The following is a 13,929-nucleotide window of genomic DNA, read 5'->3' on the forward strand; positions in this document are numbered from 1 at the left end:
AGGACTTTTCAAATGGACATCGGATTCATCGGTCTCGGCGCGATGGGCAGCGCGATGGCACACAACCTGGCGAAGGCCGGGCACCGCGTGCGCGCGTGGAACCGCTCGGGCGGCGCGGTCGAGGGTGTGGACATGGTCGCCACTCCGGCCGAGGCTTTCGCGGGCGACGTGGTGCTGACCATGCTCTCGGAAGACGGCGCGATCCGCGACGTGCTGCTGGACAGCGGCGTGCTGGACAGTGCGCCGAAGAGTGTCACGCATCTCGTTTGCTCCACGATTTCGGTCGCCTTCGCCCGCGAACTGGTGGAACGCCACGAGGCGGCGGGCGTGGGCTATCTTTCGGCCCCGGTGCTCGGACGCCCCGATGTGGCGGCGGCAGGCCAGCTCAACGTGATTCTGGGCGGACCTTCAGCATACCGCGCGGCGCTCGATCCGGTCTTCGCGGCGATTGCCGGCAAAGTCTGGGACATGGGCGAGGACGCCGCGCGCGCGAATGCCGCCAAGATCGCCTGCAACATGATGATCACCATGGCCATCGAGGGCATGGCCGAGGCAGTGGTCCTGACCGAGGGCCTCGGCATCCCGCGTGAGGACTTCTTCGAACTCATGCTGGGCACGCTGTTCGGCTGCCGCATCTACCAGAACTATTCGGGCGCCATCGCCGAGAGCGTCTACGAGCCGGGCTTCAAGGCGGTTCTGGGCCTCAAGGACTTGAGGCTGGCGAAGGAACTGGCGGCCGAGACGGCGACGGGCACGCAAGGCCAGTTGCCGATGCTCGACGCGGTCTACGCGCGCATGGGCGAGACTGTCGATGCCGGCTACGCCGCGCGCGACTGGGCGGCGATGGCGGAACATACGATCTCGACTGCAAAGGGCTGACGGCCCGTCTCGCGAAACGTGGCCTGCCGGATCCCCGGCAGGTCGCTTTTCGTATCGCCGGAACAGACATTTGCGGCGAAGCCGCCGTCTCCGGCAACATTACCCCTGCGGCAAGGCCCCCGAAACGCGTGAGGCTGCCCCGCAGAGCAACGTCTTCGCGCCTTTGCGCCTTTGCGCGAATCTTACTTTTCTTCCTCTCCGCGTCTCCGCGCCTCCGCGCGAACCGTTTTCTTAGACGGCATCGCGCGCTGAATGGATTCACGCGGAGGCGCGGAGAAGAAAAAGAGAGAAATCGCGCAAAGGCGCAAAGAGGATGTCGGCGCCGTGAAGGCGCGTGTGCCGGAGACGTCGTTTGTGCCGAAGTGGAGATGGCCTGCGGCGCAGGCTTTCAGCCGTGAGGGTTCGGCTTGGGGACCACAAGGTCCGGATCGCCCTCCAGCAGCCGGTTCAGATCCGCACGGGCGCGGGCGACGCGGCTTTTCATCGTGCCGATCGGGCAGCCGGCGATATCGGCGGCTTCCTCGTAGCTGAAGCCTGAGGCACCCACCAGCAGCACCGCCTCGCGCCGCTCGGGCGCCAGCTTCTGCAAGGCGTTCTCCATGTCGCCGAGGTGAAGCGGGCTTTCCTGGTCCGCTTCCATCACCAGCATGCGCTCCACCGTGCTCTCGTCGAGATCGGTCTGGCGGCGGCTCTTGCGCAGTTCGGACAAGTAATGGTTGCGCAGGATCGCGAAAGTCCATGCCCGCATGTTGGTGCCGGGCGTGTAGCGTTCGCGCGCGGTCCAGGCCTTGATGAGGGCTTCCTGGACAAGATCGTCGGCAAAGTCCGGCCGACCCGAAAGACCGCGAGCGAAGGCGCGCAAGTGCGGCAGCACGCCGAGTAATTCCTCGCGGAAGGCCTCTTCGGCGGGGTGGGGGCGGACGCGATCAGTCATCGTCGCTTCCGTCGAGCTTCTTGAGGAGGTCCCTGAAGCTGTCCGGAAGCGGTTCGTCGACCACGGAGTTGTACAGCTTCCTCAACCCCGTGGCCCAGCCCGGCTCGCCTTCGGCGGGCGCATGGGGTCGGGCTTCCGGAGGCATGCCGGAAGGATCCCGCCCGGGGTGTTCCGGCTCGCCTTGTGCTGGAGGCTGATTCAATGCGAACTCCCTTTCGAGCTGCTCACTTGCGGGCTGACCGGGACGCGGTCAAGGCCGGCGCGGCGCCAGCCGCGCATTACAAATCGGTCACGTGGGCTAACCATCGTTGGACCGTCGATCGGGCTCGTCCGCCGAGCCCCATTCGGGCCCTCCGCTGTTTGCGTCGGGCCCGAATGGGAGTTCGCTTTCGGATGCCCGGGCGTCTTGGTGGGGTCGTGATAGGCAAGCATCGTTTTCATTGGAACAATCCGGCTCGCTCATGGTTCCCTCGCATGCGATGACCTGCCACATGTGCCCCGCCCCGCGCCTTTCCGGCTCGCCCTTTTTCCGAATTGTCCTTAGTCACCGGGATGCCTATCGCGGAGCCGAACGTGAACTTGCGGGAATTACCGGGTGATTGATCAGGCTCTGCTCGACAGGGTCCAGAAGCAGGCTTGGTTCCACAAGTATCCGCGCGGCTGGCCATTCCTGCTTTTCGTGATCGCCTCGATCACGACGGCGGTGTCGGTCATGGCCATCGAACGCGCGGACCGGCAGACCCGCCGGGTCGAGCTGGACCGCAACTTGACCGAGATCGCCTCGGCGCTGGAACGCCGCGTTACCGAGAACATCGCGCTGCTGCGGGCCGGCGGGGCGCTCTTCGCCAGCCAGGAGGACGTCAGCGAGGACCAGTTCCGCGCCTTCGCCGAAGATTTGCAGGGCAAGGGCGACCTCTACGGCTCGCTGGGAATGGGCTGGGCCCCGCTGATCGGTGTGGACCACCTCTCCGAAGTGGAAGTGGCCATCCAGGAAAGCCGCGATCCCGAATGGCTGGTCCATCCCCGCCCCGATGTCGGGCAGGAATACGTCACGCCGATCATCTACATCGAACCGCAGGATCCGGCGAACCGCCAGGTGCTCGCCTACGACATGTTCTCCGATCCGGTGCGGCGCGCGGCGATGGAGCGGGCGATGAAGCTCGGCAAGCCGGTGGCTTCGGGCAAAGTGCATCTGGTGCAGGATGCCGACAATCCGGAGGCGGCGGGATTCCTCATCTATATGCCGGTGATCGTCGGCAGCGGCGAGCACCGGCAAGTCAAGGGCTTCGTCTACAGTCCGTTCCGCGCGGAGACTTTCCTCACGTCCGCCGCCGAACTCTACCGCAACGACCAGATCGACGTTGCCGTCTACGATGGCTCGGTCGCGCCCGAAAACCTGCTGGCCGAACGGCAGAGCGACGGGGTCACCGGCCCGACGATGGAGCGGCAGATCGACGTGGGCAGTCACACCTGGGTCGTGGTTATCAGCGACCGCAAAGTCGGCCTGCTTTCCACGGCCTCGCGCATCACGCTGTTTTTCGGGGCACTGACCTCGCTGATGGTCATGGCAATCGGGCGTTTCATCACCCGCCGCGCGGCCGAGGATCGGCGCGTGCTGGAATGGCTTCAGGGGCAGGCGGCGATCCGCAACTCGCTGACGCGCGAGTTGAATCACCGCGTGAAGAATACGCTCGCCAACGTGCTCTCGATCGCCGCGCTGACCCGCCGTCGCGCCACTGATATCGAGGACTTCACCGACAGCCTCACTGCCCGTATCCGCGCGCTTTCGGCGACGCATGACTTGCTCTCGCAGTCGGACTGGCGCCATGCGGCGCTGGGCGATGTCGTGCGATCGGAACTGGCGCCCTACATGGAGGGCAGCGAGGGGCATGTCGAAATGTCCGGGCCCGATATCAAGCTGGCGCCGAACGATGCGATGTCGCTGGGGCTGGCGATTCACGAACTGGCCACCAATGCCGCCAAGTACGGCGCGCTGACGCGGGCGGAGGGGCGTATCCACGTGCACTGGTCGATCCTCTCGTCCGAGCTGGCGGAAGTCCATTGGCGCGAGGAGGGCGGTCCGCCGGTCAGCCCGCCTGCCAAGCGCGGCTTCGGGCGTGACCTGATCGAGAAGATCGTGGCGCATGAGCTGAAGGCGCAAGTCCAGCTCCAGTTCTTGCCAGAGGGTGTGGAGTGCCGACTTAAAGTCCCGGTGCGGTTCAACCGCGAGTTCGCGCTGCGAAGTGAGCGTCGTTAGGGCGCAGCCACGGGCGAACTGGCGAGCTTAAACACGTTGTTTCTCAAACCTAACCGTCATCCCCGCGAAGGCGGGGATCCCGCTTCTCTTGTGCAGGGCGAGAGGTCGCCAAGAAAGCGGGGCCCCCGCCTTCGCGAGGGCGACGGAGTGGGGGCTGATAGCCCATCTCGATATTGAGCCATTGGTTGGGCCATTCAGTGCCGAATTCGTTCGCGCTTCGGCGCGGTGGAGAAGCTTCGTGGCGCCCGCTCGCGCAATTGCACGAGGTTTCACGAGGGTCGTTCTTTCGGATTATTTCACTCTTATTTAAGTGAACGGAATGTAACCCGGCCCTGAAAGTGCATTTCAGGGGGTAAGTCATGGATTCGCGTGCCTGGGATCGGCATATCGTGGAAAAGAAGGTCGAGTGCCGCATAGGCGAGCAATCCGGCAGTGTTTTCCTCTACAACCTCTCGGTTGGCGGTGGCATGCTGGATGTCGCGCAACTGCCGGTCGCGGTAGGCGACGTGGTTGAAGTGTCTCTCGGCGGTATCCAGAGGGCGAACGGGCTGGTCGTCTGGGCACACGACGGCTGCGCGGGCGTGCGTTTCGATACGCCGCTCCACGAAGCCATCGTTCGCCATCTCGGCTTCAATCCGCCCGAAATCGATTTTGAGGCGCAAGCACCGCGTGACCGGTTTGGGCGCGTGCTGCCCCCGATCGACGCGGGAGAGCGCCCGGTTCTTTACTGAGCACCGGATTTTCACTGGGCCCCGGATCTTCACTGGACAGCGCCTTCCGGCCGCTGCCCAGTAAGCGGCTCAAGCGATCGATCGGCCCGGGGCGAAGAACAGCGCCTGGCTGATTGCCGCGCGCACGGTGGCTTCCTGGAACGGCTTGGTCACCAGATAAGTCGGTTCGGGCCGTTCGCCGGTCAGCAGGCGTTCCGGATAGGCGGTGATGAAGATCACCGGCACGTCGCCGAAGCGCAGCAGGTCTTCCACCGCCTCGATGCCCGAGCTGCCATCGGCCAGCTGGATATCGGCCAGCACCAGCCCGGCGGGGCTGCGTGCGAAAATCTCCACTGCCTGCGCATGCGTGGCCGCCGTGCCGACGACGGTGTGGCCCAGTTCGGTCACCAGTCCTTCAAGCTGCATCGAGATCAGCGGCTCATCCTCGATGATGAGCACCTCGGTCGTGCTTTCGCTCTCGATCTCGATCACCGCCTGCATGACGAGCGCGTCGACATCCGTAGGCGAGACGCCCAGGATCCGGGCGGTATCCTCGCGCGAGAATTCCTCGACAGTGGTGAGCAACAACGCTTGGCGATGTGTGGGGGCCACTTTGGCCAGCCGCGTCTGCGCGGCCTGTTCGGCGCCGTCCACGTCCAGGATGGGCGCGGGTTCGTCCACGTGGCCGGTCGCCCAGATGCGGGTGAAACCGGCGTAGAGCGCCGCGCGGCTGCGGGCGATCTCGTCGCGCAAGGTGTTGTCGGCCAGCGCGGCTTCCAGCGTGGCGCGGACATAGGCGTCGCCCGAATGCTGCGATCCGGTCAGCGCGCGGGCATAGCGACGCAGGTAAGGCAGCTGGGCTGCAATCTGGTCAGAGACGGACATCGATATTCCTCGGCTCCTGGGAAATTGCTTCCCGTTGTCTTCATCCGGTGAACCCGGCCTTTTCCCGCCCCGATCCATCATCCCCCTACCTGTCTCCAGTGTCTGGCGATGGCGACGGGGCAGGGCAACCTCAAAATTTTTTCCCGTGGGTCGACTTTGCCGGGAACCGACACAGTCCTTGCACGTTCCTCCGGCATCACCACTGGCTCCCCCACCCCCCGCAAACCGGTGGTGACCCGATCCGAAGGCCTCCGTTCACCGCAAGAAGTGAACGGAGGCCTCAATCGTTCTGGGGGCCCAAGGTTCCCACCCTCTGTGCAATTTTTCGCGTATCCCGATTCGCCGGCATTGCGCCCGCCCGAGTGGTCCATGCGATGGATCGGGACGAGGCCGGATGGTTTTCGGGAACTTTCCGCGAGTTGGCGGCGTTTTCTCGTCACTGATCCCAAGCGGGCGACGGACATGGAGGGTTTCGCAATGGCTGTAACAACCGAAGCAGGGGCCGAAGCAAGTGCCGAAGCAGCGACGCACGGAGCGGCTGTGGCCATGACCGGAGTCGTGGCCCGGCTCGACGACCGCGAATTCAAGAATGCCCTTGCCCATGTGGCACCGCATCTGCGCGCTTTTGCGCGCGGCCTGTGTGGCTGCCGCGACCGGGCCGACGATCTGGCGCAGGAAACGATGCTGCGCGCCTGGGCGGCGCGGGACCGTTATGCGGCCGGCACCAATTTCAAGGCGTGGACCTTCACGATCCTGCGCAACCACTTCTACAGCGAAGCGCGCCGCGCCCGCTTCCATGGCGATTATGACGAGGTTGCCGCCGAGCGCATCCTCTGCGCCGAGGCGAGCCAGGAAAGCAGCGTCGAACTGACCGACGTGCTCCGTGCGCTGACCACCATTCCCGAAACCTATCGCGAGGCGCTGATTCTGGTGGCCGCCGGCAATCTTTCCTACGAGGAGATCGCCCGGATCTGCGGGATTGCGCTGGGCACGGTGAAGAGCCGGATCTGCCGCGCTCGCGCCATGCTGGCAAAAGTTCTCGAATCCGGCCAGCTCCCGGACTTCCGCCACAATTTCGTTCTGACCGGAGATGCCATCGACGCATTCTTCGAAGAGCTGGTCAGGATCGCCAACGCCGACGAGAAAGCCGAACTCGCCGCATGACAAGGATTACCGTGTCTTGGGCCAGATCTTAACAGGGGGGGCTTCGCTGGAAGCCGCTGGGGGAGCAAAGGTCCTCATAGTCGAGGACGAGTTCCTGGTCGCGCTCCAACTGGAGGACATTCTGTCCGACGGTGGGCACGCGGTGCTGGGAAGTTTCCCCGATGCGGCATCTGTGGCGATGCTCGGAGAGGCGCCCGACGTGGCGCTGGTCGACCTCAACTTGCGGGACGGGCTCACCGGCCCTGCCATCGCGCGCGAGATTGCGATCAAGTTCGGATCGCGGGTGATCTACGTCACCGCCAATCCCGGCCAGATCGACTTGCCCGCGACGACGGCGGTAGGGGTGGTCCAGAAGCCGTTCTCGCGCGAGGCGATCCTTTCGGCTGTGGCTTATGTGCTGGCGGGGTGTCCCCCGGTCGGGCGGCCGCGTGAACTGGAACACCTGAACACGGCCCGAAACGCGGCCTGAAAAGGATACCGGCACTGCGCGAGCAGCGGGGTGGCGGCATAGTGTGGGGGCATTTCACTTCCGTTTTTGGGAGGCAGCCCATGACTCTTTTCTTCACCAAGCCTTTTCGGGTTTCCCGCAAGCTGATGCTGGTGCCCGCATCCGTTATCGCACTGGCGGCAGCAAACGCAGGTGCCCAGATCCCTGGCGTTCCTTCGATGCCGACTACATCCTCGATGCCAGGTACACCGTCGCTGCCTGGCACGCCCTCGCTGCCCGGGACGCCATCTTTGCCGAGCACGCCCTCTCTTCCCGGCACACCTTCGTTGCCCGGCGCCTCTTCGGCACTTCCCGATCTCTCGACGATGGGCGGCAGCAACGCGGCCGGCGTGCTCAGCTACTGCGCGAAGAACCAATTGGTCGACTCGGTCGAGGGTAATTCCGTCGTTTCCAAGCTGACCCAGAAGCCAGACGTGTCACAGCAGGACAGCGGATACACGTCCGGGACGTCAGGGACGATACAGTCCGGCAGCGGTTCCAGCTTCTCGCTCGATCAGGCGCCGCCGTCGGTTCGCAAGAAGGTCTGCGGCATGGTGCTCAAGCAATCGCGCTCGATGCTCTGAAAAACTGCCCGGGTTAATCTGAAAGCGCTTTCGCGCTTCAGATTAACCCGGTTTCGTGCTCGCCGATGCGGGCCGGGTCGATCGAGCCGCCGGTGGCAAGGCGGAACACGCCCTTCAGACTGGTGTCCACCGTCCAGACTTCGGCATCGTCGACCTCGAAGCGCAGCATGACCACGGCGGGATCGTCGCGTCCGCCGGGGAACCAGCTTTCGACGGCCTTGTTCCAGCGCGCGTTGCGCACGGCGGGGTCGGTTTCCTCGATCAGGGTCCCGGCGGCGCAGGCGAAGACTTCATGGTCGAGCGTCGCGACTTGCGCCATCGCCCGGCCACCCTTGCCGATGCGATTGTCCTTTCGACAAACGAACCAGACGGCGTGATGGGCTTCCTTGTCCAGGATTGCCGTCATCGGCTCGGCATGGCCGTGCGAATTATCCAGCTTTATCATGGTGATCGGGCTGACGGCGAAGGCTTTCCAGAACGTCTCGCGCACATTGGAATCCATGACGATCCTCCTCTCATTTGCACCAAGTCAAACGCTGCGATGGCTACGGACGTTCCCGGATTGCCTCCCGTACCGCAAGAATACAGGGAAAAGGCATTTGCGTGGAAGACGCGCTCGCAACATGAGTATCTCGGTAAGATACGGATATTATGGCGGCGGCGAGGTCGAATTACGCCGATCCATTCTTTCTCTATTCTCGGGTGTTGCCCGGCACTTCATGGTCATCCGTTCGCGGGGCGTTGCCGCATTCCGGACAACCTCGCGGCCACTGGTGCGTTTGCACAGGACAAGCCGTTCAAAGCAGGACCACCGCCCGATGCCGCGCCTGACTTTCGCCGATCCCGATGCCCCCGGCATCACCCGCAGCCGCACGCGCGCTGGGAAATGGGCCTATTACGGCGCGGACGGCACGCGCATCATCGAGCGCGACGAGATCGACCGGCTCAACCGCATTGCCTTGCCGCCCGCCTATGTGGACTGCTGGTTCTCGCCCGAGGCCGAAGTTCACCTGCTTGCCACCGGTTTCGATGCGCGCGGGCGCAAGCAATACCGTTATCACCCCGATTGGCGCGCGGGCCGTGATGCGCGCAAGTTCGACCGCTGCGCTCCGTTCGGTCAGGCCCTGCCGGTCTTGCGCGAGCGGGTGGCGCGGGATCTGGCGGGCGCCGGGCTGTGCCGGGAGCGGGCGGTGGCCTCGATTGTCGCGCTGCTCGATGCGGAGGCGATCCGGATCGGTAACGAGCGCTATGCCGCCACCAACAAGAGCTTCGGCGCGACCACACTGCGCATGCGCCATGCAAACCTTCAGGGGCGCAAGTTGCGCCTGCGTTTTCGCGGCAAGCATGGAAAACTGCGCGAAGTGGTGAGCGCCGACCGTGCACTGGTTTCGTGTGTGCGGCGGATGCAGGACCTGCCGGGGCAGCACTTGTTCCAGTATCTCGATGACGAGGGCTGCGCGGTTCCGGTGGGTTCGCAAGACGTCAACGATTACCTCCACGAAACCATGGGCGAGGACTTTTCGGCCAAGGACTTTCGTACGTTCGCTGCCAGCACCATCGCGTTTGCGCGGCTCTGGGAGGCGCCGGGTACGACGCTGAAAACGATGCTGGAGGAAGTGGCGGAGCGGCTGGGCAACACGCCCGCCATCGCGCGCAAGTCCTACGTCCACCCGGCGCTGATCGCGTTCGTGCGCAAGGCTGACCCGGTGCCGGAACTGCCTGCCCGGCTGCCGCGCCGCACGAAGTGGCTCACGGGCGAGGAGCGGGGGTTGATCGCGTTTCTGGAAGCGGCACCACCGGCGGCGAGTTGGGGGTAAACAGCATCGCCTCGTCCCGCGACATCGCCCTATTCCCCGTCATCGCTTCGTTCCCCGTCATCCTGAACTTGTTTCAGGATCCATTTCACGGCCTATCCCGGACGGCTGCGTGAATGGCGCGGCGGTGCGAGTTGCCGATCGAAGCACGGCGCAGGTGGCAAAATGGATCCTGAAACAAGTTCAGGATGACGGGGTTGGGGACGAGGTCTCGATTGACCAAATTCTGGCGATTGAGCGCACCGCAAGGGCAACCGGCGCTTCTCAATTGACCTCCTCTCCAACCCCGCTCAGGCTGAGCTTGTCGAAGCCCCCCGAGACGGGGCGCGAGGCTCCTCATCCTTCGACAGGCTCAGGATGAGCGGTGTGCGGGAGGAGGGGAGGGGGCAGTAGGGCATCAGATCACGCCCCTTCACCTCTTCGCAAGCTGCGCCAGCGCCGCCTTCACATCGCGCAGGCCGTAAGGCTTGGTCACGATAGGAACGTTGCGGAAAACCTCCGCGAGCATCGAACGTTCGCCGTAACCGCTGGCGAAGATGAACGGAATGCCGCGCTCCGTCAGCGCGTGGGCGACATCCTCGCTGGTATCCTTTCCCAGATTGACGTCGAGCATCGCAAAGGCAATCTCGCCGGAATGGACCATGTCCAGCGCATCGGCGACGGCGCCGGCAACGCGGCAATCCTCGAAGCCCAGATCGCGCAGCACGTCCTCCGCTTCCATGGCGATGATGACATTGTCCTCCACCACCAGGGCCGCGCCGATGCTGGCGGCGGAGAGCCCGCTTTCCTGTGCCGGATCGGAGCGCGGTTCGGCGAGCGGCACCGCGGGCGTCTCGAAGGCCGCGATATGCTCGGCCGGCAGCAGGAACCGGGCGTGCAAACCTTGCACGGGGAAGTCGACCGAGGCCGTTCCCCCCAATTCGTGCGGGATGGTGCGTTCGATGATCGTCGACCCGAAGCCCCGCCGGGTCGGCGGGCAGACCGGCGGGCCATCGCTTTCGCGCCAGTCGACCTCCAGCGCGCCGTCGGCAGCGCGGGCGAGCGCTACTGTCACGCAGCCGTGCGTGTCGGACAGAGCGCCATACTTGACCGAATTGGTCGTCAGCTCGTGGAACACCAGCGCCAGCGTGGTGAAAGCGCCCGGCGCGATCAGCGCGTCGGGGCCGAGGATGCGCACACGGTCGGCGCTGTGCCCGGCATAGGCGGCCGCCTCGGTCCGGATCAGGGTGTAAAGCGAGGAGGGCGTCCAGTCCTTCTGCGTGACCTGGTCGTGTGCGCGGGCGAGTGCGTGGATGCGGCTGCCGACAATCTCTGCGAACTCGTCGATGGTGCGCGCGCCTTCCTTGCTCTGCGTCACCAGCGCGCGGATCAGGTTGAGGATATTGCGCACGCGGTGGTTGAGTTCCGCGATCAACATGTCCTGCTGGCGGTTCGCCTGCTCGCGTTCGGCATGGGCGGAATCGGCCAGCCGCAGCACCACTTCGAGCAAAGTGACGCGAAGCGAATCCGCCGCCTGGATCTCGTCCTCGCTCCAGGAGTGGGACTGGCCCCGACGCTCTTCCTTCCAGATCTCGAAGCTCTTGCGCGGGGTGAGGCGCGGGCCGTTGGGGCCGAGTTCAATGGTCTTTTCCGGATTACCGGCCCAGTTCACCTCGCGCAGCTGCTCGCGGCGGAACAGCACGATGTAATCGCGCGGCGTGCGGCTGACGGGAAGGGCGAGCAGGCCCGCCGCCTTGTCCGCCCATTCACGCGCGGGCTCGAAAATGCGGGCGATGGCGTCGGTCGACCAGACCGTGCTGGCGCCCGCCGTGTTGAGGAAGCGTGCGAGTTCGGCGAACTGCGCCTCGTCCGGAGTGGCGCCGCGGCTGACGAAGCGCCCGTCGACCCAGCCGACCGCGCCGTCGAAGGGGATGACGCGGCCGATCGCCTCGCCGAAATCCTCGAAAGCTTCCAGCAGCGAACCGCCCCCGGCGACGCGGGCCATGATCTCGTCATGCAGCCGTGTCGAGGCGGAGCGGCGGGCGAGTGCGAAATCGGTTTCCTTCTGCTCCAGCAGATAAGCGAAGAATTCGCCGAACAGCTCGCTGGCGGTCCGTGCCGAGTAGGACAGTGTGAGCGGGGAGTAGTGATGGCAGGCCATCAGCCCCCAGAGCTTGCCCCGGCGCATGATCGAAACCGACATCGATGCCTTCACGCCCATGTTGCGCAAGTATTCGACATGGATCGGCGAAACCGCGCGGAGGCCCGACATCGAAAGGTCCAGCGGATCGCCGCTGGGCCCGGTCGCCGGGTAGATCGGCACGGTGGGATCGTCGATGTCGGAAATGATGCGCAGCAGATTGCGCGCATAGAGCCGGCGCGCCTGTGCGGGAATGTCGGAGGCCGGGAAGTGCATGCCCCGGAAGCTGTCCACCATGCCGTTCAGGCTTTCGGCGATCACTTCGCCGGCGCCGTCGGCCTCGAAGCGGTAGATCATCACGCGGTCGAACCCGGTGAGCGCGCGCATGTGCCGGGCGGCATTGGCGCAGAGCTGTTCGAGCGACGGAGCCTCGCGCAGCCGCTCGATCATCGGCCGGACATAGCTGACGAAATCGCGCCGCCGCCCACTCTCGCGCGGTTCGATTTCAAGCACATAGGAACGGCCGGAGATATGCAGCGCCATGTCGAACAGGCGGCCGTCGCCCATAAGATCGATTTCGAAGATGCGCTCCACGCTCGATCCGCCGCCCAGGATCTGAAGCCGCGAGCGTACATCGTGCAGCGCGTCGGGCGAGAGGAACTGCGCGGCCGGCAGGCCGATCAGCGCATGCGGATCGAGGCCGAACAACGCTTCACAATTGAGCGAGGCATGGTTGATGATCCAGTCGCTTGAAAACGAGACGAGCCAGCCGAAGCTCTGGATGCGGCCGATTACGTGGATCGGCTCCAGATCGCATGTGTTGAGATCGACCGTCGGCGCGCCGTCAGCCATCGTTACCGATACCTCCGGCTGTATCCGGGGCGGGGGTATTCAGGGCGGCGGTACTCCGGGTGGTCTTGTGGTCGGTTTGCATCTGCTACTCGCTCTGGGCCTGCGCACTCTGGCCTATTGGCTCCCTGACGGAAAGGTCTGACAATTCCGTATCGTCGGAGTGTTTCTCCCTCCCGCTGCGCGGATCGTGCGGGAACACTGGAGGGCGCTCCCGCTCCGGAGAGTCTTACCCATCCGAACCGGTTCCGTCTGTCCACAAGTGCACGGAACCTTGCTCCGTTTGCCGGGTTGTCTGGCTCACGGCGGCTGGATCTGTCCGGCCGAAGAGTGGTGCCGTGCCTGGAAAACCCGGCCCGGCGCAGCATGATAGCGAGCGAGTTCAGGAATTCGACATGGACGTACAGACCGTTCAAGAGGACAGCGATCTTCTCGGGGCGCTGCGTCCCGGAGACCGGGCGCTGCTCGACCCCTATCTCGTCGACGTACGGCTGCGGGCGGGTGAGGTGATCTATCGACCGGGCGATCTGGTGGAATTCTGTTATCTGCCCCGCGGAGCGGCGGTCTGCTCCTACTTCGTGGAAATGGACAGCGGGATCGAGGTGGAAACCATTCTGGTCGGCCGCGAAGGGGCGCTGGGCGGGGTGGTCAGCATGGGCCATCTGCCGGCGTTTGCGCGGTCCGGTGTGCTTCACGCCGGGCGGTTCTGGCGCATTCCTAGCCGGCAGCTTGAGGAGATCAAGGACCGGTCTCCCGCCATCGCAAACCTGTTCGCGCGCTATGCGGACTGCGTGATGGCGCAAGTGTTCCAGTCGATCGCGTGCAACGCCGTCCACACCATAGAGCAGCGCGCGGCGCGCTGGCTGGGCGCGGCGGTGGACCGCATCGGGCGCGACGATGTGACCATGACGCAGGAGCAACTGGCGGCGATGATGGGTATCGGCCGCAGCTATGCCAGCCGCGTGCTCCAGCGCTTCAAGCGCGAGGGGTTGCTGCGCACCCGGCGCGGGGGGATCACGATCCTCGACCGCACGGGGCTGAGCGACAAGGCCTGTTCGTGCAACGCGCAAGTGCGCAATCACTTTGATAAAGTGCTGGAAGGCGTCTACCCGCGCGAGGGTGGCTAAAGGCCCGGCCACTTCAGCCTCGCACACTCAACCTTCGTCATTGCGAGCGCAGCGAAGCAATCCAGAGGCGGTTTGCGCCGCTCTGGATTGCCGCGTCGGCTTCGCCTCCTCGCAATGACG

General features: G+C 64.8%; 13 protein-coding genes. 8 read left to right on the plus strand and 5 right to left on the minus strand.

Annotated features, from left to right (window positions below; all coding sequences use genetic code 11):
* Nucleotides 1-12: 12 nt before the first annotated feature.
* The gene (locus AC1VVM_RS08370) at nt 13-879 is read left to right on the plus strand and encodes an NAD(P)-dependent oxidoreductase (RefSeq protein ID WP_482956305.1); all 867 of its coding nucleotides are present in this window, start codon (nt 13-15) and stop codon (nt 877-879) included.
* Between the two features lie 388 nt (nt 880-1,267).
* Here the strand turns inward: AC1VVM_RS08370 and AC1VVM_RS08375 are convergent, their stop codons facing one another.
* Both AC1VVM_RS08375 and AC1VVM_RS08380 read right to left on the minus strand, forming a co-directional pair.
* Nucleotides 1,268-1,813: a sigma-70 family RNA polymerase sigma factor gene (locus AC1VVM_RS08375; protein ID WP_132389392.1), complete on the minus strand. Its 546-nt coding sequence runs from the start codon at nt 1,811-1,813 to the stop codon at nt 1,268-1,270.
* The gene (locus AC1VVM_RS08380) at nt 1,806-2,015 is read right to left on the minus strand and encodes a NepR family anti-sigma factor (RefSeq protein ID WP_482956306.1); all 210 of its coding nucleotides are present in this window, start codon (nt 2,013-2,015) and stop codon (nt 1,806-1,808) included. Before AC1VVM_RS08380 ends, AC1VVM_RS08375 begins: the two co-directional genes overlap by 8 nt.
* A gap of 393 nt (nt 2,016-2,408) precedes the next feature.
* On the opposite strand from AC1VVM_RS08380, the gene AC1VVM_RS08385 reads away from it, so the two are divergent.
* Nucleotides 2,409-4,070 (plus strand): CHASE domain-containing protein, encoded by a 1,662-nt coding sequence (locus AC1VVM_RS08385; RefSeq protein ID WP_482903525.1) that lies wholly within the window; start codon nt 2,409-2,411, stop codon nt 4,068-4,070.
* Nucleotides 4,071-4,429: 359 nt separating this feature from the next.
* Nucleotides 4,430-4,801, plus strand: a complete 372-nt coding sequence (locus tag AC1VVM_RS08390; RefSeq protein WP_132389396.1) for a PilZ domain-containing protein — start codon at nt 4,430-4,432, stop codon at nt 4,799-4,801.
* A gap of 69 nt (nt 4,802-4,870) precedes the next feature.
* Here AC1VVM_RS08390 and AC1VVM_RS08395 read toward each other — a convergent pair whose 3' ends face one another.
* Nucleotides 4,871-5,665 carry a response regulator gene (locus tag AC1VVM_RS08395; RefSeq protein ID WP_482903527.1) on the minus strand — a complete coding sequence of 265 codons (795 nt, stop codon included), beginning with the start codon at nt 5,663-5,665 and terminating at the stop codon, nt 4,871-4,873.
* Nucleotides 5,666-6,142: 477 nt separating this feature from the next.
* Here AC1VVM_RS08395 and AC1VVM_RS08400 point away from each other — a divergent pair, with 477 nt between their 5' ends.
* The 3 genes from AC1VVM_RS08400 (at nt 6,143) to AC1VVM_RS08410 (ending at nt 7,900) form a co-directional block, all read left to right on the plus strand.
* Nucleotides 6,143-6,829, plus strand: a complete 687-nt coding sequence (locus AC1VVM_RS08400; RefSeq protein ID WP_132389400.1) for a sigma-70 family RNA polymerase sigma factor — start codon at nt 6,143-6,145, stop codon at nt 6,827-6,829.
* A 16-nt stretch (nt 6,830-6,845) separates the two neighbouring features.
* Nucleotides 6,846-7,298, plus strand: a complete 453-nt coding sequence (locus AC1VVM_RS08405) for a response regulator (protein ID WP_482903528.1) — start codon at nt 6,846-6,848, stop codon at nt 7,296-7,298.
* Nucleotides 7,299-7,378: 80 nt separating this feature from the next.
* The gene (locus AC1VVM_RS08410; protein WP_482956307.1) at nt 7,379-7,900 is read left to right on the plus strand and encodes a DUF2501 domain-containing protein; all 522 of its coding nucleotides are present in this window, start codon (nt 7,379-7,381) and stop codon (nt 7,898-7,900) included.
* A gap of 37 nt (nt 7,901-7,937) precedes the next feature.
* On the opposite strand, the gene AC1VVM_RS08415 is transcribed toward AC1VVM_RS08410, so the two are convergent.
* Nucleotides 7,938-8,402: a pyridoxamine 5'-phosphate oxidase family protein gene (locus AC1VVM_RS08415; protein ID WP_482903530.1), complete on the minus strand. Its 465-nt coding sequence runs from the start codon at nt 8,400-8,402 to the stop codon at nt 7,938-7,940.
* A gap of 316 nt (nt 8,403-8,718) precedes the next feature.
* On the opposite strand from AC1VVM_RS08415, the gene AC1VVM_RS08420 reads away from it, so the two are divergent.
* Nucleotides 8,719-9,717, plus strand: a complete 999-nt coding sequence (locus AC1VVM_RS08420; protein ID WP_482903531.1) for a DNA topoisomerase IB — start codon at nt 8,719-8,721, stop codon at nt 9,715-9,717.
* 409 nt (nt 9,718-10,126) lie between these two features.
* Here the strand turns inward: AC1VVM_RS08420 and AC1VVM_RS08425 are convergent, their stop codons facing one another.
* Nucleotides 10,127-12,685 carry an HWE histidine kinase domain-containing protein gene (locus AC1VVM_RS08425; RefSeq protein ID WP_482903532.1) on the minus strand — a complete coding sequence of 853 codons (2,559 nt, stop codon included), beginning with the start codon at nt 12,683-12,685 and terminating at the stop codon, nt 10,127-10,129.
* Between the two features lie 392 nt (nt 12,686-13,077).
* Between AC1VVM_RS08425 and AC1VVM_RS08430 the strand changes: the two genes are divergently transcribed.
* The gene (locus AC1VVM_RS08430; protein ID WP_132389410.1) at nt 13,078-13,809 is read left to right on the plus strand and encodes a Crp/Fnr family transcriptional regulator; all 732 of its coding nucleotides are present in this window, start codon (nt 13,078-13,080) and stop codon (nt 13,807-13,809) included.
* The last annotated feature ends 120 nt before the right edge of the window (nt 13,810-13,929 follow it).

The organism is Novosphingobium sp. BL-S-33 (assembly GCF_056857025.1).

Coding starts and splice junctions, on each gene's coding strand:
- AC1VVM_RS08430 (WP_132389410.1), top strand. CDS start 13,078: ATGGACGTACAGACCGTTCAAGAGGACAGCGATCTTCTCGGGGCGCTG.
- AC1VVM_RS08415 (WP_482903530.1), bottom strand. CDS start 8,402: ATGGATTCCAATGTGCGCGAGACGTTCTGGAAAGCCTTCGCCGTCAGC.
- AC1VVM_RS08370 (WP_482956305.1), top strand. CDS start 13: ATGGACATCGGATTCATCGGTCTCGGCGCGATGGGCAGCGCGATGGCA.
- AC1VVM_RS08390 (WP_132389396.1), top strand. CDS start 4,430: ATGGATTCGCGTGCCTGGGATCGGCATATCGTGGAAAAGAAGGTCGAG.
- AC1VVM_RS08425 (WP_482903532.1), bottom strand. CDS start 12,685: ATGGCTGACGGCGCGCCGACGGTCGATCTCAACACATGCGATCTGGAG.
- AC1VVM_RS08420 (WP_482903531.1), top strand. CDS start 8,719: ATGCCGCGCCTGACTTTCGCCGATCCCGATGCCCCCGGCATCACCCGC.
- AC1VVM_RS08410 (WP_482956307.1), top strand. CDS start 7,379: ATGACTCTTTTCTTCACCAAGCCTTTTCGGGTTTCCCGCAAGCTGATG.
- AC1VVM_RS08395 (WP_482903527.1), bottom strand. CDS start 5,665: ATGTCCGTCTCTGACCAGATTGCAGCCCAGCTGCCTTACCTGCGTCGC.
- AC1VVM_RS08400 (WP_132389400.1), top strand. CDS start 6,143: ATGGCTGTAACAACCGAAGCAGGGGCCGAAGCAAGTGCCGAAGCAGCG.
- AC1VVM_RS08375 (WP_132389392.1), bottom strand. CDS start 1,813: ATGACTGATCGCGTCCGCCCCCACCCCGCCGAAGAGGCCTTCCGCGAG.